Below are 18530 nucleotides of genomic sequence, written 5' to 3' on the forward strand. Positions count from 1 at the left end.
ACCTAGGCCACAAACACTACCCCTGGTGTCCGACATTCCCCCGCAACACAAGAAGTTGTGTCTGCGTGTCGTGTCAGCCGACTCCGGAAAAGCGGTACTCGGAGGGCCGCAACGAGCGGGTGGACCGCCAATACTGCCAGGTCATGCCGCTCCACAGAGTCCGGTTGACACCGTGCTCGTCGAGATACCAGCTGTTGCAGCCGCCGGTGATCCACACCGATCCGGCGAGCTTGTCCTGCAACTCCGCGTTGTAGCGGTCCTGGGCCGCGCGGGTGGGTGCCAATGCCTGCGCGCCGAGCTTGTCGGTCGCGGCGATCGCCTGCGCGACGTAGCGGATCTGCGACTCGATCATGAACACCACCGAGGTGTGGCCGAGCGCGGTGTTGGGACCGAGCAGGAAGAACAGATTGGGCATGTCGGCCACCGCGATACCGTGATGCGCGACCACCCCCTCACGGTTCCAGCGGTCCCCCAAGTCTTCGCCGTGCGGGCCCTTCACCTCGACGTAGGTGTAGGAGTCGGTGACGTGAAAACCGGTGGCGCCCACGATGACGTCGACGGGACGCTCGACGCCGTCGGCGGTGACGATCCCGGTGGGAGTGATCCGGGTGATCCGCTCGGTGATCAGCGTCGTCTTCGGGTCGGCTACCGCCTGATAGTAGTTGGGCGAGTACAGGATTCGTTTGCAGCCGGCGCGGTAGCTCGGCGTGAGCCGACGACGCAGCTCCCTGTCGCGCACATTGCGCCTGATGTTCCACTTCGCGACCAGTTCGACGGCACGCAACAGGCTGGGCCGCTTGGTCATCGCGTAGCCCAGGCCTTCCAGCCACCAGTAGATCCCCCAACGCACCGCCAGCCGCAACCCCGGGACCGTCGCGAACGCTTTGAGCAGCGCCCGCGGGAAGGGCGCGTTGGGCCGCGGCACCACCCACGGCGGGGTGCGCTGATACAGCTGCACCTGCGCGACGTCGGCGTTGCGTACCAGTTCCGGAACGATCTGGATGGCGCTGGCGCCGGTGCCGATCACCGCGACCTTCTTGCCGGCCAACTCGACGCTGTGATCCCACTGGGCGGAGTGGAACATCGCACCCTCGAACTGCTCTATCCCCTCGATCTCAGGCAGGCGCGGGATGTGCAGGCCACCGGCGCCGGAGATGACGAACTGCGCGACGTACTCCCGTCCGGAGTCGGTGAACACATGCCAGCGGTATTCGCCGTCGTCCCAATGCGCGCGCTCGACGCGCTCACCGAACCGGATGTGGCGGCGCAACCCGTACTTGTCGGTGACGCCCTTGAGGTAGTCGAAGATCTCCGGCTGCGGCGAAAACAGCTTGCTCCACGTGGCCTTCGGCTCGAACGAGAACGAGTAGAGATGCGACGGCACGTCGCAGGCGCATCCGGGATAGGTGTTGTCGCGCCAGGTCCCGCCGATCTCGTCGGCCTTCTCCAGGATGAGGAACTGCACGCCCTGCTTCTGTAGCGCGATAGCCATGCCCAGGCCGGAAAACCCGGTCCCGATGATGAGCGCCCGGGTGTGCACCGGTGCACGTTGTCCGGTGTCCTCGGCGGTGGGGTCGGCCAGGGTCATCGCGCATCCCTCCCTTCAGGGGTATCGATGTTCAGTGTGTTTGCCGGGCCTGAGTCCGTCAACGGCGCGGCCACCCCACTTGAGGGCGTCTTCTGCTTGACCTGAAATTTCTCCCGCGTCGGCGATACCCTCAACCCTCACCATCACTGTCGAGGCGGTCCCGTAGTTGATATCCGTGCGTCGCATCCAAACGGCCCTCGCCGCGGCCCTCCTAGCCGTCTCAACTCTCACCGGCGCCGCCAGCGTGCCTGCGGCCAACGTCGTTGCCGCCCCGCCGATCCCGACCCCGCAGGTGATCCAGCTGGCGACGATCACCCTCGTCAACGCCGAGACCAGCGATGTCACCACCCAGGTTTTCGGGGTGGCGGACTCCGATCTGTACAACCTCAACCAGTCCGACCTCGTCGCCCAGCTCAGCGAGATCCGCGACCTCGGGGTCACCGATCTGCGGCTGGGCGTGCCGTGGCTCTACATTCAGCCCACCGCCACCAGCTATGACTGGGCCCAGATGGACAACGTCATCAACACGGCGCATTCGATGGGCTTCACGATCACCGCCGCCATCACCGGCAACCCCGCCTGGGACGGCCCCCTCATCTCGGGCGCACCCGACCCGACCGCGTATGCGAACTTCGCCGCCGAGGTCGCCGAACGCTACGGCGCCGAGATCTCGTCGTATGAGATCTGGAACGAGCCCAACGGGGTGATCTTCTACTCCCCGGTCAGCGCCGAGACCTACACCACCGTGCTGCAGGCCGCCTACACCGCGATCAAAGCGGCCGACCCCGACGCCACCGTGCTGGCGGGAGCGTTGGGCGCCACCACCACCATCGCCGGGCTCAGCGTCAGTCCCCAAGACTTCCTGGAGCAGATGTACGCCAGCGGGGCGCACGGCTATTTCGACGCGGTGAGCTACCACCCCTACCACTACACGCTGCCGTTCTCCGCGGGCCTGGGCGTGACGAACTCACCTCTGGAACAGGTCCAGGCACTGAATGCGATCATGGCCGCCAACGGTGACGGCGACCTGAAGATCTGGGCCACCGAGTACGGCAATGCCACCACCCCGGTGTTCGGTGTGAGCGAGACCGTACAAGCCAATTTCCTCGAAGACTTCCTGATCGCCTGGTCCAAGCTCCCCTTCGCCGGGCCGGCGTTCGTCTACAGCGCGCAAGACCTGGTGACCGGGGCGCTCAACCACGAGGGCAACTTCGGGCTGTTCACCGACGACGGCACGCCGAAGCTGGCTGCCGAGGTGCTGGCCAACCTCATCGCCGCGAACGCCAACGGCACCCTGCCGGACTACACCGCCCCCCTGCTGCCCGACGCCGAGGTGGTCTACCTCCAGCTGGCCACGATGGTCGCCGGCGTGATCAACCAGGGGCTGATCATCCCCAACGCCATCGTCGCGGCGATCTACCAAGTGCTGCCGGAGCCGCTGCAGCAGGCGTTCACTGCGCTGTCCGACTTCATCACCGCGACCACGACCCAATTCCTGGAGGCCACCAAACCACTGGTCGTGGACACCATCAGCGTGTTGCTCGACCTCGGCTTCTAACGGCGCGCTCGCTCAGCCGAACAGGCCCGCCCATTCCGCCTGAATCTGGGACGTCGCGTGCATGATTCCGATCAACTCGAAGCCCGCCGCCAGCGACCCGAGCCCGGTGGCCGCGGCCAGCGGAAGACCAACAGCGTCGATGAGGTCCCCCTGGGAGAGTTCGGAAAAGAAGACCTGGGCCATGGCGGCCGGCAGGGTGGTAGTCAGTGCAGTGAGGATGTCCCCGGTCACCATCAGCGCCCCGTTGATCGCGGAGAGCGAGCCGCCGAGTGCATTGCCGATGTCGATGAGGCTGGGCATCGAGAACGCAGCAATGTCCACGCCCGTGTCGGGCTCGTCCGCGACGGCTGACGACAGCGAACCCAAGTCGTGAACGAAATCCTGCCAGCCCTGTTGCGCACCGTTGACCAAGGCGGTCAAGACATCCATGGGGTTGACGTCCGGGAACAACCCGATCGTGGTGGGCACGTTTGCCGGCCCCGTGTCCCAGCCGTGTTCGATCTGCCCGTAGCCGAGGTTGACCAGCACTCGCAGAGCTGGCTGCACCAGATCGGCGATCGCGTTCCCGAATGCGCTGCCGCGGAACGGCTCCAGCAAGGGCAGGTCTTCGGTCGGGATCATCCAGTAGTTGGTCGCCGTGCTCGCCGTCACGCCGTCGGGCAGCTCACCGACGTAGTCCACCGAGCCCGGCAGCAGAATCGCATTGGCGAGCTGGCCGTCGGGTGTCATCGGCAGCATCGGGTATTGATCGTGGGTGTAGAGGATCCCAGCCACCGCATTGAGGTTGGCGAGCAGATTCAGCGGGTAGCGCGGGAAGTCGGCGAACCCGTCGTATTCCAGCGTGTAATTGTTGGTGGCCCAGGGACCGTCCGGGGTTGCGCCGTTGAGGGTTAAGCCCAGTGAGGCGATGGGCACCGATCCACCGAACTCCGGCAGATTGAAGATCTGCATCAGCCCGCCGTTGGGGGTGTTGGGGTTGCCCAGGAACGTGAACGTCAGCTGGTCTGCGTCGGGCCGTTGATCGTCGGGCAACGCGAGATACTGCCTCATCAGCAGCGTGTCGATCGAGGCGCTTTGCGAGTAGCCGTAGAGGTTGACCGCATGTCCCAAGTCGAACTGCTTCTCGACGGCGAGCTGCAGCATCGTCAATCCCTGCGCCATCGAAACGTCCAGCGGCAAAGTCTTGACACCGGTGAACGGCTGCAGTCCCTCCGGGGTGAACAGGGCCTGCGGGGTGAACCCGGGATGCAACGGCTGAATGAAGCGCTCGTTGACCGCGTCGATGTAGTCCTGGTGCGGTATCGGAATGCCACTGCCGCCGAACACAATCGAGCACCCGAACACCTCCGCCGCCATGCATGCGTACGGGTCACCCGGCGGACCCCCGAACGGAAAGGTGGGCAACGCCGTCGGCGCGACCGCCAACGCCGTGGTCACATCGGGCATCGCTGTCGCCTGCGTCGCCGGCACGACCAGTGCTGCTGCGGTGACCGCCGACAGGAGTCCGGAACCCGTCCGCCAGGCGTTATTGCGTTTCATTCAGCCGTTTATACGGCATTTATCAGGTTTCGGGGCGTGATTCAGGCGGATCGCTGATCAGGCGACCGGTCGACTCCGGACCGCCGCCTGGATCGGCTGATCGGGGTCCATCACGATGCCGAGGTTCTGGGCGGTGCCGCCGACGACACCGATCATGATCGTCGTCAGGTAGTCCACGAAGGTGTCGCGGGGCATGCGCCGCGGGCTGTCCAATTCCGGCCCGAGCCACCAGTCCGTGGCCGAGGTCGCGCTGCCGAAGGCCGCGAACGCGGCCAGATCCAGCGCCCCGCGGTTGAGGTCCAGGTCCTGCAGTTCGTTGTTGATCATCTCGGCCATCGCCAGGGTGATGGTCCGGCCTTCGTTGAGTGCCCGCATCCTCGACTCGGCCTGCGCGCGCGCCCGCCCCTGGATGAAGAACCGCAGCACATTGGGGTGCTCGTCGACCAGGGTGACGTACTCTTCGACGCTGCGCTGGACGATGTCGCGCAGCGAGTTGGTGGCGACGTCGATCGAGGCGAAGATCGCCGTCCACAGGTCGTCGCGCAGCCGAGCCCCGACGGCCTCGAACAGGTCGTCCTTGTCGGCGAAATGCCGGTAGATCTTGGGCTTGGCGGTACCGGCTTCCTCGGCGATCTCGCGCACGCTCACTTCAGGGCCGAGCCGGTCGATGGACCGGAAGGCGGCGTCGACGATCTCGCTGCGGACCTTCTTGCGGTGTTCGCGCCAGCGCTCGCTGCGCGCGTCGACCTTCTGCCCGCCGTTTTCGGCCGGCTTGGGTCTCGTCGTTCCGCGCACGCCAAGCACCTTACAGCGTTGCCGCCGCTGACCTGGGCAGACCGGCCGTCGGCTAACATCGCGGCTGTGGTGCAGCGATTCGACCTTGCAGTTGTCGGCGGAGGTCCAGCAGGGTCGGCGGCCGCCTGGCAGGCCAGGCAGGCCGGCGCGAGCGTCGTCGTCCTGGACAAGGCTGAGTTCCCGCGGGATAAGCCCTGCGGTGACGGCCTGACCGCGCGTGCGGTGAGCTACCTGCAGAAAATGGGCCTGGCCGAGCAGATCGACAAGTTTCACCGGGTCAACCGGGTGAAGGTGTTCAGCCCGAGCGAGTGGGAGCTGTCGTTTCCGCGTCGGCCCGGCATGCCCGATCACGGCTACGTCGCCCGCCGCCCGGAACTGGACACGTTGCTGCTCAAGCACGCCGAATCGGCCGGTGCCGAGGTCCGGCAGTCCGCCGAGGCGACCGGACCGGTGCTCGACGACACCGGTCGGGTCGTCGGGGTGCTGCTCAAGGGCGGCGAGAAGGTGCTGGCGGATGCGGTGATCGCCGCGGACGGCGCCTACTCCCCGATCAAGCGGGCGCTGAAGCTCGACTCGGACTACAACGGCTACTCCGCGATCGCGATCCGCGCCGAGATGTCCGCCGTCCGGCCCGACGTCGACTCCCTCGACATCTACATGAAGCTGGTCTTTCAGGGCGACCAGCTGCCCGGCTACGGGTGGGTGTTCCCGTTGGGTGACGGCCGGGTCAACATCGGCTTGGGTTACGTCAACAGCTACAAGAACTGGCAGGCCATCAACGCCACGCACTTCCTCGGCGACTTTCTCGAGACGTTGCCCCGCGAGTGGGAACTGCCGTCGATCACCGAACTCAAGCAGTCCAAGACCGTGCGGGCCTGGCGCCTGCCGATGGGCTTCACCGCGTGGCCGCCGTGGCGGCCCGGGGTGCTGTTCACCGGGGACTCCTTGGGTGCGGGCCGGCCGACCTCGGGCGCCGGGATCTCCAAGGCGTTGGAGTCGGGGCTGGCCGCCGGTGAGTGCGCGGTCGCAGCGTTGACCAACGGCGGGCCCGACGATTTCACCAACTACGCCCAGCGGATGGAAGCGGCCTGGGGCCGGGAGTACAAGCGCGGCCGGTTCTTTCACAAGCTGGCCGGTAAGCCGGCCCTGGCCAACGCCGGCCTCAAGCTGCTGGACAACGCGCGGTTCCGCGATCTGATGCTCGCCCGGCTCTACAAGGGCCAGGAAGGGCCGGCGCACACCCACTGAGGCTGCCCCTCGCGCCGACCCTCGCGCCGCCCCTCGCGCCGCCCCTCGCGCCGAGTGTGAATCTCACGACGCGCCACGCCGTTGCGGCGTCGGCAGATTCACTGTCGCGGGTATTGGGTCGGCGCCTCAGCGTCGACCGCGTCCGGCCCCGCCCGGCTTGCGAGCGACCTTGCCTGCCGCCGCTCGGGCCGCCTGCTTGGCAAGGGTCTTCTCCCGTGCGCTGCGTTTCGGCGCCGGCTGCGACTGTCCCCGCGACGAGCCGGGTTTGCGGCCCCGCACGATGCCGACGAACTCCTCGACCAGCGTGGACTGCGCTCCTTGGCTGAAGGCCAGCGACACCGGGCAGGTGGGCGCATCGGTGATCGGCCGGTAGGTGAGGTCTTTACGGTGGTACAACCGAGCCAACGACTGCGGAACGATCAGCGCACCCATTCCGGCGGCGACGAGTTCTATTGCCGCCTCGGTGGTTTCGGGGCGGTATTCGACCCGCGCTCCGGGAGCGTCCGCCCAAGAGACAACGTCGTCGAGTGGGAGCAGCAGCGGCTCGCCGTCGAGGTCGGCCGCGGTTATCTCGTCGACGGCGTTGAAGACGTGCTCCTTGGGCACCACGGCCACGGTCGTCTCCTCGTAGAGAGGGATGACCGACAGTCCGGACGCGTCAATCGGGGTACGTAGCACCGCCACATCGACGGTGCCCGCTCGTACCGCCGCGGGCGCGTCCGCCGCAGCGACGGTGTGCAGCAGCAGTGGGACGTCCGGATGGCGTTCCGCCCAGACCCGAGCCCACTTCGCGGGCGTCCCACCGGGGACGTAGCCGAGGGTGAGGGAAGGCGGGTTCACCGCATCAGGCTACCGATAGGCTGACGCCATGAGCAGGCCGAACGCACAGTCCATGAAACCCGCTACGGCGGCCAAGAAACTGGACGTCTACCTGCCCGCCACGCCCGCCGAGTTCCAAGAGAACGCGATCACCCGAAGCGAGCTCGCCGCCCTGCTGGCCGACCCGCCCCAGTGGCTCAAGGACCTGCGCAAGAACGGGCCGCACCCGAAGAACCTGGTGGCGGCCAAGCTGGGCATCTCGATCTCCGGTCTCACGCGTAGCGGCGTGAACAACGTGCTGACCACCGAACAGATCGGTCAGCTGCTCGAGGAGAAGCCGGAGTGGCTGGTCGCCGAACGTGAGAACTACCAGTCGGTGCTGCGCGAGCAGCGGCGCATCAAGGCGCTGCATTCCGAGCAGGCTGGCAAGGGCTGATTCGAGGCGTCCCCAGGCTTGATGGGGCCCAAGACCCAGCAGTACCGCGGGCAAATCGTCGTATTCGAGACATGCACTCACAGATCCAGTCTCGGGTAGCCTATCGGCCAATCATCCCTCACAGGAAGGCATGCCATGCACGGCAAACGCCGTATTGCACGTTCCTTGGCAGCCGTCGCCGCAGCGGCTGCCGCCCTGGCCATTGCGCCGGCTGGGGTAGTGCCCCAAGCACATGCCGGGATCTGCCCGGGCATCCTGGGCCCGATCTTCGTGCCCGGCCCCTGCGGCCCAGGCCTGCTGGGCGCCGTTGCCAATGATGTCATCGCCGGTGCCACCGCCGGTGCCGTCGGCGGTGCGATCGACCGACCACTCGCCAGCCACGATGAAATCGCCGCGCAGCAGACCGCTGGCCTTCCGCCCTGCTACGCCCCGTCGGGTCAACCGTTTTACACCGCCGCCGGAGAACCCTGCCCTGCGGGCATGGAACATCCCCCGACCGCAAAGCCTGCACCTGCGCCCTAGCCGACGAATTCTGTGACGGGCGCACTGGCTGCTCGGCTCTGCTGTTTGGGCAAGGCGTTTGTCGAGTTTGGCGAAGCTTCAACTCCTGCGACACCTCTGTCGTGGGATACGAGCCGGTCACTTGCCCCTTCGAAAGTAACTAATCAGATGGCGGTGGCAGCTGCGCCTGCTCATCAAGGCAGTACGGACACGTGTCCCTAAAGGCGCCCTTGTTCGTGTGATAGCGCGTATGAGCGCTGCGTCGACTCGACGGCATTGGGCGACCCTTCCTCGCCGCTGACATCTTGGCGCGGGTCTCTTTGCTCGCGGTTCTCCCAAAATTTGGGTTTCCGGCGCCTTTCCTCATCTCGGAGAGCTTGGCCTTCGCCTCCGCCGACATTACGTGGCCGAAGCTGGGGTGGTCAGCACCAAACTTCCGGTAGTTCGGATTGTCAGGGCCGACGTTTGTGCCCTTACGTGCGGCTGACCATTTCGCCCGTTGCTCCGCAGAGTGCTCCCGTTGATAGAACGGATTCTCCTCGCCGAAGCGGCTAGGAACCTTACGACCGGTCGATCGGATCCTCGCTGCCTCCCGCATCTCCGCGGTCCATTCCACTCCTGTCGGCCCAAGTCCACCAGCAGCAATATTCAGCAAAGGATGCCCCTCATGCCGAAGGAGGGCTATCCAAGCGATCTCGGCCTCACCGAGCTCATCGAGGTCATCCGTCCAATCCAGCTGATCCACGATCACGCTGTCGCGATCCTGCTTACGCAACCAGTCGTAGAACGGGGTCTTCCTCCCGGCAGCGGCTTCCTTCAAATGCTGGCAAAGCCGTACTTGCGCCCTTTTCGTCGTGAGGCCGACATAACGATACCGCGAATCCGATCGCAGCCTGACCCCGTAGATCAGGCCTCCGCCCGGCGATTCGAGGGGCACCGCGTCCCGGCCTTCAGCGACCAGGCGTCACAGCATGCAGCTGACGCAATTCTCCACCTGCGTTCCATCCAGCGCCATCTGCCGCAGCCGGATGTAGTACAACGTCTTGATTCCCTTGCGCCAGGCGTAGATCTGCGCTCGGTTGACGTCGCGCGTGGTCGCGGTGTCCTTGAAGAACAGCGTCAAGCTCAACCCCTGGTCCACGTGCTGGGTGGCCGCGGCGTAGGTGTCGATGATCTTCTCGTAGCCGATCTCGTAGGCGTCCTGGTAGTACTCCAGGTTGTCGTTGGTCATGTACGGCGCCGGGTAGTAGACCCGGCCGATCTTGCCTTCCTTGCGGATCTCAACCCGCGCCACGATCGGGTGGATCGACGACGTCGAGTGGTTGATGTAGGAAATCGACCCGGTCGGAGGAACGGCCTGCAGGTTCTGGTTGTAGATCCCGTGGGCTTGCACCGACTCCTTGAGCCGGCGCCAATCATTCTGGTCCGGAATCCGGATGCCCGCGTCGGCGAACAGCTCGCGCACCCGCGCGGTCTTGGGCTCCCACACCTGTTCGGTGTACTTGTCGAAGAACTCACCGGTGGCGTACTTGGACTGCTCGAAGCCCACGAACGCTTGACCCCGTTCCAGCGCAAGGCGATTCGATGCGCGCAGGGCGTGATACAGCACGGTGTAGAAGTAGATGTTGGTGAAGTCGATGCCTTCTTCGGAACCGTAGAAGATCCGCTCCCGAGCCAGATATCCGTGCAGGTTCATCTGCCCCAGGCCGATGGCGTGCGACTCGTTGTTGCCCTGCTCGATCGACGGCACCGACCAGATGTGGGTCTGATCCGACACCGCGGTCAGCGCCCGGATGGCGACCTCGATGGTCTGGCCGAAGTCGGGCGAGTCCATCGCCTTGGCAATGTTGAGCGAACCCAGGTTGCAGGAGATGTCCTTGCCCACCTTGGCGTACGACAAGTCATCGTTGAACACCGACGGAGTGGAGACCTGCAGGATCTCCGAGCACAGGTTCGAGTGGGTGATCTTGCCGGCGATCGGGTTCGCCCGGTTCACCGTGTCCTCGAACATGATGTAGGGATAACCGGATTCGAACTGCAACTCGGCCAGGGTCTGGAAGAACTCGCGCGCCTTGATCTTCGTCTTGCGGATAGCCGAGTTGTCGACCATCTCGTAGTACTTCTCGCTGACAGAGATGTCGGCGAACGGCACCCCGTAGAACTTCTCGACGTCGTAGGGCGAGAACAGGTACATGTCCTCGTTCTTCTTCGCCAGCTCGAAGGTGATGTCGGGGATCACCACGCCCAGGCTCAGCGTCTTGATCCGGATCTTCTCGTCGGCGTTCTCTCGCTTGGTGTCCAGGAAGCGGTAGATGTCGGGGTGGTGGGCGTGCAGGTACACCGCACCGGCACCCTGACGGGCGCCCAGCTGGTTGGCATAGGAGAACGAGTCCTCCAGCAGCTTCATGATCGGGATGACCCCGGAAGACTGGTTCTCGATGTTCTTGATCGGCGCGCCGTGCTCGCGAATGTTGCTCAGCAGCAACGCGACTCCCCCACCACGCTTGGACAGCTGCAGGGCGGAGTTGATCGACCGGCCGATGGACTCCATGTTGTCTTCGATGCGCAGCAAAAAGCAGCTGACCGCCTCGCCGCGCTGCTTCTTGCCGGAGTTCAGGAAGGTCGGGGTGGCCGGCTGGAAGCGGCCGTCGATGATCTCCTCGACGAGCTGCTCGGCCAGCTTGGTGTCACCGGCCGCCAGGGTCAGCGCCACCATGCACACCCGGTCCTCGAACCGCTCCAGGTAGCGCTTGCCGTCGAAGGTTTTCAGGGTGTAGGAGGTGTAGTACTTGAACGCCCCCAGAAACGTCGGGAACCGAAACTTCTTGGCGTAGGCCCGATCCAGCAGCGACTTGACGAAGTTGCGCGAGTACTGGTCGAGCACCTCGCGCTCGTAGTACTCCTTTTGGATCAGGTAGTCGAGCTTCTCGTCCTGATTGTGGAAGAACACCGTGTTCTGGTTGACGTGCTCCAAGAAATACTGACGGGCCGCCAGCACATCCATGTCGAACTGGATCTTGCCGTCGGCGTCGTACAGGTTGAGCATCGCGTTGAGCGCGTGGAAGTCCAGCTCGCCCACCGGAGCGCTGCGGGTGGTTGCGGTTACCTGCTCTGCAGTTGCAGCGGTTGGTGGCATGCCTCGTCCTTCCAGAAATCGGCCAAGCCCGCGCGGACGGCTTGCACGTCCTCGTCGGTTCCCATCAATTCAAATCGGTACAGGTACGGCACTCCGCACTTGCGGGACACCACATTGCCCGCATAGCAGAACTCCGCACCGAAGTTGGTGTTGCCGGCCGCGATCACGCCGCGTAGCAACCGCCGGTTGTGTTCGTTGTTCAAAAAAGCGATGACCTGCTTCGGCACGTAGCCGCCCTCGTTCATATCGGGCTGCTGACGTCCGCCGCCGTAGGTCGGCAGGACCAAGACGTAGGGGTGGTCGACCTCGATGCGTCCGTGCAGCGGGATCCGGATGGCCGGCAGGCCCAGCTTCTGCACGAAGCGGTGGGTGTTCTCCGACACCGAGGAGAAATACACCAGGCTGCATTCTGAATCGGCAGACATGGCGACCTCCTTCAGCTCTCAGTCAGACTCCACCCGTACCCGACCGGCGACCGGTCTACGCGCTGAGCGCGGTCTGCGCCAGCGCCTTGATGCGGTCCGGCCGGAATCCCGACCAGTGCTCGTCGCCGGCGACCACGACCGGGGCCTGCAGGTAGCCCAGCGCCATCACGTAGTCACGGGCGTCGGGGTCCAGCGAGATGTCGACCTTCTCGTAGGAGATGCCCTGCTTGTCCAACGCCTTGTAGGTGGCGTTGCACTGCACGCACGCGGGCTTGGTGTAGACAGTGATGCTCATGGCGGCAGACTCCTCAGCGAATCGTCGACAACGAACGGATGACAGATCGGGCACTATGTTCAGCGGGCCGCCAGGACTTTCCGTTTTCCAGCTCCGCAGCCGTGGCAGAGCACCGATTAGGTGCCGGTTGCCGCGGTCCGGATAGCTGGAAGATCCCGGGCCTGTCGGTCCCCCGAACACTACACCTAGTGGTCATCCCTTGGGGTTAATACTAGATGTTCTGAACGACATTGTTGAAATTCGCTGGTCGTAAGCTTGCGGCGCCGTCCGCGTCGGCGTGTCGCATCTCACAGTTGAACGACTCTCGCTTCATAACCGCAGGTCTACCACCCAGCACCGACAAGTGGTCGATACCGGCGTCCGTCAACCGCCTGCCAGCAAAGCCGGAAGGGCCCCAAATCAGCGCATCCCGGCAGGTACCGATTCCGGCAGATCCGCCGCATCGGCGGGAGCCGGACGCCCGTTGTGCCGGTTCAGGCGGCCGCCCACGACGCCCAGCAGGACCGGTACCAGCGACACTGCGACGACGGCCAGCAGCACCAGGTCGAGGTGAGCGCGGACGAACCCGATGCCGCCGAGCAGATACCCCAGCAAAGGAACGCCCGCACCCCAGGCCAAGGACCCGGCGATGCTGTAGCCGGTGAAGGTTCGGTGGCGCATTCCGGACGCCCCGGCCAGCACCGGCGTCAGGGTCCGCGCCACCGCCACGAAGCGCGCCAGAAAAACCGTGGCCTTGCCGTGGGTGGCGAAGTAGCGCTGGGCCCGATCCACCTGGTGGCGGCCGAGCCGTCGGGCGCCGCGCGTCTCCAGCACCGCCGGCCCGGCCTTGGCCCCCAGGAGGTAGCCGCACTGGTCGCCGGCGATCGCGGCGGCCGGCACGGTCAGCACCAGCAGCCAGATCGGAACCGCCGGGTGAACTTGAGCGGCCAGCACCCCGGCGGTGAAGAGCAGCGAGTCGCCGGGCAGGAAGAACCCCACCAGAAGACCGGTCTCGACGAACACCACCGCCAGCACGCCCAGCAGACCGAACGTGGCGATCAACGTATCTGGATTGGTAGTCATTCCGGTCATGGCGCCAGCTTGTCCGCCAGGCGCTGTGGGACCGCTGAGAACGTTACGGGCCCGGTGGTCGAGCTCTGCTGTACTGGTGTGGTGCGGATATTGCTGGTCGAAGACGAGGCTCGGCTGGCGGAGACCGTGCGTCGCGGGCTGGTCGCCGAGGGCTTCGTCGTCGACGTCGAACACGACGGCACCGACGGCCTGGCCGCCGCCACCACCGGCGACTACGACGTGGTGGTGCTGGACATCATGTTGCCCGGCCTCAGTGGCTACCAGGTGGTCCGCGGGCTGCGGGCGCAGCAGGTGTGGACGCCGGTGCTCATGCTCTCGGCCAAAGACGGCGAGTACGACATGGCGGATGCCTTCGACATCGGCGCCGACGACTATCTGACCAAACCGTTCTCGTTCGTCGTCCTGGTGGCACGGCTGCGCGCCCTGCTGCGCCGGGGCGCCCCGGCACGTCCGACGGTGCTCACTGCGGGCACCCTGTCGCTCGATCCGGCTCGCCGTCGGGTGACCCGCGGTGACACGGTGCTCACCCTGACGCCCCGGGAATTCGGGCTACTGCAGTTCTTGATGCGGCACCAGGGCGATGTGGTCACCAAGTCCGAGATCTTGCGCTCAGTGTGGGATTCGAACTACACCGGCGACGAGAACGTCGTCGAGGTCTACATCGGCTATCTGCGCCGCAAGATCGACGCGCCGTTCGGACTCGCCACCATCGAGACGGTCCGCGGCGCCGGCTACCGCCTGCGTTCGGACACCGACTCTTGATCCGGGCCGCCCTGTTGGGGCAGTGACACGGTGAACACCGCCCCACCGGCGGCGGCATCATCCACGGCAACGGTTCCCCGGTGGGCACGCACCACCTCCGCGACGATCGCCAGGCCGAGTCCGGTCCCACCCGACGTCCGGGAACGGGCGGCGTCGAGCCGGACGAACCGCTCGAAGATCCGCTTCCGCTCACCCACCGGGATCCCGGGACCGTCGTCGGCGATCGTGATGACGACGCCGCCCGGGACCGGACGGCAGCTCAGCGTCACCGTGCTGCGGGCATACCGGGCCGCGTTGTCGACCAGGTTGCGAATCACCCGGGTCAGGGCGGCACGGTCACCCGTTACCCGGCAGGCCCGGATATCGGTGACGACGCTGACCGACCCGCTGGCGCCCAGTCGGTTCGCCTCGGCCTCCAGGAGATCGTCGATGTCGACGTCCTCCCACCGCAATCCCAGTGCCCCTTCGTCGGAGCGGGCCAGCAGCAACAGGTCTTGGAGAAGTTGCCCCATCCGCCGCGATTCCGGCAGCAGCGATTCGTCGATCAGGTCCCGGTCCATCAGCTCGGGCCGGGCACTGGCCAGCTCCAGCGCGGTGGTGATGGTGGCCAGGGGGCTGCGCAGTTCGTGCGACACATCGCTGACCAGACGCAGTTGGGCGGCCCTCCCATGCTCCAGCCGAGACAGCATGGCGTTCATCGTCGTCGCCAGTTCGGCGATCTCGTCATGGGTTCGGGGAACCGGCACCCGCTCGGTCAGATCAGCGCTGGAGATCGACGCCACCCGGGTGCGGATCGCTTCCACCGGCCGCAGCGCGGCACCCACCAGGCGGAAAGTTCCCGCTGCGACCAACACGATCAGAATCGGCGCACCGACCGCCAGCAACACACCAACCTCGGCCACGATCTCCTCGACCGGTTCGCGGTCCACCCCCACCAGCACGGTGACCGGGTCTCCGTCGGCGGTGGCGCCGCGGGCCGATACCCAATACTCGTCGCCGGTGGCGGATTCGACGCGGCCCACATAGCGCGCTTGACCGTCATCGAGGGCTACTGCGGCCAGCGGCGATCGGGGTGCGCCGTTGGACGCGGCCCGGATCACGCCCGACGCCCCGACAACCTCCACGACGGCGATCTGCGCATCGGTGGCCAGCAGCGCCGACTCCAGATCGTCGAGATCGTCAGACCGCAGCGCCGCGGCGATATGTTCGGCGCGAAGGCCCGCCGCGGTCTCGGCGGTCGATTCCAGCGACCTATACAGCACCAGCAGGAGCAGCCCGCCCGCAATCGCGAGGCAGATCGTCATCACCGCCGCCGCGGCCAGCGCCGATCGGGTCCGCACACCGCTGTACAGCGAGCGAAGCCGCTCGATGACGGCCCGCATCCGGTCCGTGCTGCCGCTCACGCCGCCTCCCGGTTCATCGCATACCGACACAGCATGCCCGCCATCGTGACCCGCCGCCGCTGTGACACCACTGAGGCCGCGGGTTTGCTGACGACGCCCAGCACGTCGGAGGCACCCGATAACCTGCCGGGCATGCTGTCGACGCTGGCCGTACGGGGTTACCGCTCGCTGCGCGACCTGGTGCTGCCGCTGCACCAGCTCACCGTCGTCACCGGCGCTAACGGGACCGGGAAGTCCTCGCTGTATCGGGCGCTACGACTGCTGGCCGACTGCGGGCGCGGCGAGGTGATCGGCTCACTGGCCCGCGAGGGCGGCCTGGAGTCGGTGCTGTGGGCCGGCCCGGAGCAGCTCGGCGAAGCGCGCCGCAGCGGAGCCGCCCAGGGCAGCGTGCGCACCCGACCCGTCTCACTGGAGCTGGGTTTCGCCTCCGACGATTTCGGCTACCTGGTCGATCTGGGACTACCACAGGACCCGGCGCAGGCTTCGGCGTTCGCCCACGATCCGGAGATCAAACGGGAGATCGTGTTCGCCGGACCGGTGCCGCGCCGCGGCGCCACGTTGGTGAGCCGCACCCGGGCATTCGCGCAGGCCAGCACGGACTCCGGGGTCGAGGAACTGTCGCGGGCACTGCCGACCTATCGCAGCGTGCTCGCCGAATTCGCCCACCCCGCAGCACATCCGGAACTGGCCGCGGTACGGGACCGGCTGCGGGACTGGCGCTTCTACGACGGCTTCCGGGTGGATGCCGGCGCACCGGTGCGACGGCCGCAGGTCGGTACGCGCACACCGGTACTCGCCGGCGACGGCGTCGATCTGGCCGCGGCGGTACAGACCATCATCGAGTCCGGCGACGACGACCTGGCCCGTGCGGTTGCGGCCGCATTCGACGGGGCGACACTGTCCGTCAGCTCGCACGACGGCATGTTCGACCTTCAGTTGCGCCAGCGGGGCATGCTGCGGCCGTTGCGCGCCGCCGAACTGTCCGACGGCACCCTGCGCTTCCTGCTGTGGGCGGCCGCCCTGCTGAGCCCACAGCCACCGTCGCTGATGGTGCTCAACGAGCCGGAGACGTCACTGCATCCCGACCTGGTGGCGCCGCTGGCCGAACTCATCCGGGCCGCCGCCACCCGAACCCAGGTCGTGGTGGTCACCCACGCGCGCACCATGCCCGAACTGCTCGCCGCCGTGCCCGTCGCCGAAGCCGACCGCGACGACACCGCGGAGGTCGAGGTCTACAAGGACTTCGGCGAGACGCGGGTCGCCGGGCTGGGCCTGCTCAACACCCCGGCCTGGGACTGGGGCAGCCGCTGACGCGTCTGAGCGCCGACGCGGCGGCTCAGGAGCTGCGCAACGAATCGCGCGACGGCCGCAGCGCACGGCTGAACAGCACGTTGGCCTGGCGCATGGCCACGCTGTAGGGCAGCCAGGCCAGCCGCTTGAACGCGTACAGCGCCCGGATGTCACCGGAGGTGTAGACCAGGTAGCGGTTGCGCGCCACCCCGGCCAGGATCTTGTCCGCCGCCTTCTCCGGCGACACGGCATGGCCGGCAAAACGGCCCACCCATTTCTCCACCTGCGGGTCCTCGCGGTCCACGCCGGCGATCTCGACGGTGTGGACCAGCCCGGTCTTGACCGCGCCGGGAACCACCACCGACACCCCGATCTTGTGCCGGGCCAGGTCGAACCGCAGCACCTCCGACACTCCGCGCAGGCCGTACTTGCTGGCGGAATAGGCGGCGTGCCAAGGCAAGGCGACGATTCCGGCCGCCGAAGAGACATTGACCAGGTGGCCGCCGCGGCCGGCGGCCATCATCGGCGGGATGAAGGTCTCGATGACGTGGATCGGACCCATCAGGTTGATGTCGACCAGCTTGCGCCACTGTGCGTGGGTGAGCCGGTCGACGGTCCCCCAGGCCGAGATCCCGGCGATGTTCATCACGATGTCCATGGGCTGGTGCCGCTCATGAATGTCGGCGGCGAAGGCGGCGACGTCGTCGTAGTCGGCGACGTCGACCACCCGGTGCTCGGGTACCAGCGCGCCCAGAGCGCGTGCGTCGGCGACGGTTTCAGCCAGGCCGTCGGCGTTGCGGTCGGTCAGGTACAGCTCGGCACCATGCTCAGCCAGCCGCAACGCGGTGGCCCGACCGATCCCGCTCGCCGCTCCGGTGATGAAGCACCGCTTGCCCCGGTAGTACTGCGCTACGCGTGTCATGGGTGCAGACGATACCGGCGGTACCGCCCAGGGATCACCGCTAGCCCTTACCGCCGCCCCACAGCGCATTGCGCCACAACGCCTCGAGCACCTGCACACCACGACCCACATCACCGCCGGGCCCGACGAAGGCACTGTCGCCGGAAAGCATGTAGACGGTGGTGGCGCCCAGGGTCCGCACCAGCGCGGGGATGTCGTCGCTGATCGGGTTCGCGGTCCCCGCGGCGATCTCGTCATTGACCACGCCGACGATCTGGTTGATCACCGCGTCGATCTGAGCGTCGAGCAGCTCGCGGATCTCGGCGTCGCTGTTGCGGGCCAAGTTGCACGCCGACATCACCGGATCGTTGTGGGCGTAGACCGCGGCGGCACTGCCCACCATGCGCTGGGCGAAGGCCTCGGTCGATTCGTCGGCGCCCCGCGGTGCGAAGTAGTGGGTCAGTTCTTCGAGCTCGTGGGTGGCCTCCGCCAGGATGTGGGCGAGCACGGCGTACTTGGAGTCGAAGTAGAAATAGAACCCCGAGCGCGCCACCCCGGCCCGGTCGCTGATGGTGCTGACCGACAGTTCCGCGAAGGGTTTCTCCTCCAGCAGCTCACGCACCGCCTGAACAATCGCCTGACGCTGCTTGTCGCCCCGCCGCAGCGGCAGGTCGTCGGCAGAGCGCCCGCCCGCGTCATCCTCGATATTCACCTTTGCACCTTGCACCACGCCGCGCCGGATTCAAACTTGACAGGCGTCAAA

At 66.3% G+C, this 18530-nt stretch carries 19 protein-coding genes; 5 read left to right on the forward strand and 14 right to left on the reverse strand.

The features are described from left to right. Window positions 1-73 precede the first annotated feature (73 nt). Window positions 74-1588, reverse strand: a complete 1515-nt coding sequence (locus K3U94_RS15930; protein ID WP_220694337.1) for a flavin-containing monooxygenase — start codon at window positions 1586-1588, stop codon at window positions 74-76. Between the two features lie 175 nt (window positions 1589-1763). On the opposite strand from K3U94_RS15930, the gene K3U94_RS15935 reads away from it, so the two are divergent. Continuing rightward, window positions 1764-3146, forward strand: coding sequence for a cellulase family glycosylhydrolase (locus K3U94_RS15935; protein ID WP_220694338.1), 1383 nt, complete (start codon window positions 1764-1766; stop codon window positions 3144-3146). Between the two features lie 12 nt (window positions 3147-3158). Here the strand turns inward: K3U94_RS15935 and K3U94_RS15940 are convergent, their stop codons facing one another. Beyond that, on the reverse strand, window positions 3159-4685 hold the full coding sequence (locus K3U94_RS15940) for a PE-PPE domain-containing protein (RefSeq protein WP_220694339.1): 1527 nt from the start codon (window positions 4683-4685) through the stop codon (window positions 3159-3161). A gap of 57 nt (window positions 4686-4742) precedes the next feature. Beyond that, window positions 4743-5480 carry a TetR/AcrR family transcriptional regulator gene (locus K3U94_RS15945; RefSeq protein WP_220694340.1) on the reverse strand — a complete coding sequence of 246 codons (738 nt, stop codon included), beginning with the start codon at window positions 5478-5480 and terminating at the stop codon, window positions 4743-4745. A 66-nt stretch (window positions 5481-5546) separates the two neighbouring features. Here K3U94_RS15945 and K3U94_RS15950 point away from each other — a divergent pair, with 66 nt between their 5' ends. Then, window positions 5547-6728: an NAD(P)/FAD-dependent oxidoreductase gene (locus K3U94_RS15950; RefSeq protein WP_220694341.1), complete on the forward strand. Its 1182-nt coding sequence runs from the start codon at window positions 5547-5549 to the stop codon at window positions 6726-6728. A 126-nt stretch (window positions 6729-6854) separates the two neighbouring features. Here the strand turns inward: K3U94_RS15950 and K3U94_RS15955 are convergent, their stop codons facing one another. Further along, a complete protein-coding gene (locus tag K3U94_RS15955) occupies window positions 6855-7568 on the reverse strand; it encodes a LysR family transcriptional regulator substrate-binding protein (protein WP_220694342.1) in 714 nt (237 codons plus the stop codon). Window positions 7569-7596: 28 nt separating this feature from the next. Here K3U94_RS15955 and K3U94_RS15960 point away from each other — a divergent pair, with 28 nt between their 5' ends. Next, window positions 7597-7983: a DUF5997 family protein gene (locus K3U94_RS15960; RefSeq protein ID WP_220694343.1), complete on the forward strand. Its 387-nt coding sequence runs from the start codon at window positions 7597-7599 to the stop codon at window positions 7981-7983. Window positions 7984-8094: 111 nt separating this feature from the next. Here K3U94_RS15960 and K3U94_RS15965 read toward each other — a convergent pair whose 3' ends face one another. From K3U94_RS15965 to K3U94_RS15990, 6 genes are all read right to left on the reverse strand, one after another. Continuing rightward, window positions 8095-8364: a hypothetical protein gene (locus K3U94_RS15965; RefSeq protein ID WP_220694344.1), complete on the reverse strand. Its 270-nt coding sequence runs from the start codon at window positions 8362-8364 to the stop codon at window positions 8095-8097. A 280-nt stretch (window positions 8365-8644) separates the two neighbouring features. Beyond that, window positions 8645-9421 carry an NUMOD3 domain-containing DNA-binding protein gene (locus tag K3U94_RS15970; RefSeq protein ID WP_082134031.1) on the reverse strand — a complete coding sequence of 259 codons (777 nt, stop codon included), beginning with the start codon at window positions 9419-9421 and terminating at the stop codon, window positions 8645-8647. A gap of 27 nt (window positions 9422-9448) precedes the next feature. Beyond that, window positions 9449-11620 carry a class 1b ribonucleoside-diphosphate reductase subunit alpha gene (gene nrdE / locus K3U94_RS15975; protein ID WP_220694345.1) on the reverse strand — a complete coding sequence of 724 codons (2172 nt, stop codon included), beginning with the start codon at window positions 11618-11620 and terminating at the stop codon, window positions 9449-9451. Next, complete coding sequence (nrdI, locus tag K3U94_RS15980; RefSeq protein ID WP_220694346.1) at window positions 11587-12045, reverse strand: class Ib ribonucleoside-diphosphate reductase assembly flavoprotein NrdI; 459 nt, start codon at window positions 12043-12045, stop codon at window positions 11587-11589. The genes nrdE and nrdI overlap by 34 nt, the downstream gene beginning before the upstream one ends. 55 nt (window positions 12046-12100) lie before the next feature. Continuing rightward, window positions 12101-12340 carry a redoxin NrdH gene (locus tag K3U94_RS15985; RefSeq protein ID WP_047319007.1) on the reverse strand — a complete coding sequence of 80 codons (240 nt, stop codon included), beginning with the start codon at window positions 12338-12340 and terminating at the stop codon, window positions 12101-12103. A 399-nt stretch (window positions 12341-12739) separates the two neighbouring features. Then, window positions 12740-13411: a DedA family protein gene (locus tag K3U94_RS15990; RefSeq protein WP_220694347.1), complete on the reverse strand. Its 672-nt coding sequence runs from the start codon at window positions 13409-13411 to the stop codon at window positions 12740-12742. A gap of 81 nt (window positions 13412-13492) precedes the next feature. On the opposite strand from K3U94_RS15990, the gene K3U94_RS15995 reads away from it, so the two are divergent. After that, window positions 13493-14173: a response regulator transcription factor gene (locus K3U94_RS15995; RefSeq protein ID WP_220694348.1), complete on the forward strand. Its 681-nt coding sequence runs from the start codon at window positions 13493-13495 to the stop codon at window positions 14171-14173. Here the strand turns inward: K3U94_RS15995 and K3U94_RS16000 are convergent. Together K3U94_RS16000 and K3U94_RS16005 are read right to left on the reverse strand one after the other, a co-directional pair. Next, the gene (locus K3U94_RS16000; protein WP_220696832.1) at window positions 14143-15555 is read right to left on the reverse strand and encodes a sensor histidine kinase; all 1413 of its coding nucleotides are present in this window, start codon (window positions 15553-15555) and stop codon (window positions 14143-14145) included. The genes K3U94_RS15995 and K3U94_RS16000 overlap by 31 nt on opposite strands. Before the next feature lie 17 nt (window positions 15556-15572). Next, complete coding sequence (locus K3U94_RS16005; RefSeq protein ID WP_220694349.1) at window positions 15573-15710, reverse strand: hypothetical protein; 138 nt, start codon at window positions 15708-15710, stop codon at window positions 15573-15575. Between K3U94_RS16005 and K3U94_RS16010 the strand changes: the two genes are divergently transcribed. Next, on the forward strand, window positions 15709-16887 hold the full coding sequence (locus K3U94_RS16010; protein WP_220694350.1) for an AAA family ATPase: 1179 nt from the start codon (window positions 15709-15711) through the stop codon (window positions 16885-16887). The two genes, K3U94_RS16005 and K3U94_RS16010, sit on opposite strands and share 2 nt — an antisense overlap. Window positions 16888-16912: 25 nt before the next feature. Here K3U94_RS16010 and K3U94_RS16015 read toward each other — a convergent pair whose 3' ends face one another. Together K3U94_RS16015 and K3U94_RS16020 are read right to left on the reverse strand one after the other, a co-directional pair. Next, window positions 16913-17788, reverse strand: coding sequence for an SDR family oxidoreductase (locus K3U94_RS16015; RefSeq protein ID WP_220694351.1), 876 nt, complete (start codon window positions 17786-17788; stop codon window positions 16913-16915). 40 nt (window positions 17789-17828) lie between these two features. Beyond that, window positions 17829-18479: a TetR/AcrR family transcriptional regulator gene (locus tag K3U94_RS16020; protein ID WP_082134044.1), complete on the reverse strand. Its 651-nt coding sequence runs from the start codon at window positions 18477-18479 to the stop codon at window positions 17829-17831. Between the last annotated feature and the right edge of the window lie 51 nt (window positions 18480-18530).

This window comes from Mycolicibacter heraklionensis, assembly GCF_019645815.1.
GTDB classification, from domain to species: domain Bacteria; phylum Actinomycetota; class Actinomycetes; order Mycobacteriales; family Mycobacteriaceae; genus Mycobacterium; species Mycobacterium heraklionense.

Excerpts from the sequence above, each read along its gene's own strand:
- K3U94_RS15930 (WP_220694337.1), bottom strand. The coding sequence starts at position 1,588 with ATGACCCTGGCCGACCCCACCGCCGAGGACACCGGACAACGTGCACCG.
- K3U94_RS15940 (WP_220694339.1), bottom strand. The coding sequence starts at position 4,685 with ATGAAACGCAATAACGCCTGGCGGACGGGTTCCGGACTCCTGTCGGCG.
- K3U94_RS15960 (WP_220694343.1), top strand. The coding sequence starts at position 7,597 with ATGAGCAGGCCGAACGCACAGTCCATGAAACCCGCTACGGCGGCCAAG.
- nrdE (WP_220694345.1), bottom strand. The coding sequence starts at position 11,620 with ATGCCACCAACCGCTGCAACTGCAGAGCAGGTAACCGCAACCACCCGC.
- nrdI (WP_220694346.1), bottom strand. The coding sequence starts at position 12,045 with ATGTCTGCCGATTCAGAATGCAGCCTGGTGTATTTCTCCTCGGTGTCG.
- K3U94_RS15985 (WP_047319007.1), bottom strand. The coding sequence starts at position 12,340 with ATGAGCATCACTGTCTACACCAAGCCCGCGTGCGTGCAGTGCAACGCC.
- K3U94_RS15990 (WP_220694347.1), bottom strand. The coding sequence starts at position 13,411 with ATGACCGGAATGACTACCAATCCAGATACGTTGATCGCCACGTTCGGT.
- K3U94_RS16000 (WP_220696832.1), bottom strand. The coding sequence starts at position 15,555 with ATGCGGGCCGTCATCGAGCGGCTTCGCTCGCTGTACAGCGGTGTGCGG.
- K3U94_RS16010 (WP_220694350.1), top strand. The coding sequence starts at position 15,709 with ATGCTGTCGACGCTGGCCGTACGGGGTTACCGCTCGCTGCGCGACCTG.
- K3U94_RS16005 (WP_220694349.1), bottom strand. The coding sequence starts at position 15,710 with ATGCCCGGCAGGTTATCGGGTGCCTCCGACGTGCTGGGCGTCGTCAGC.
- K3U94_RS16015 (WP_220694351.1), bottom strand. The coding sequence starts at position 17,788 with ATGACACGCGTAGCGCAGTACTACCGGGGCAAGCGGTGCTTCATCACC.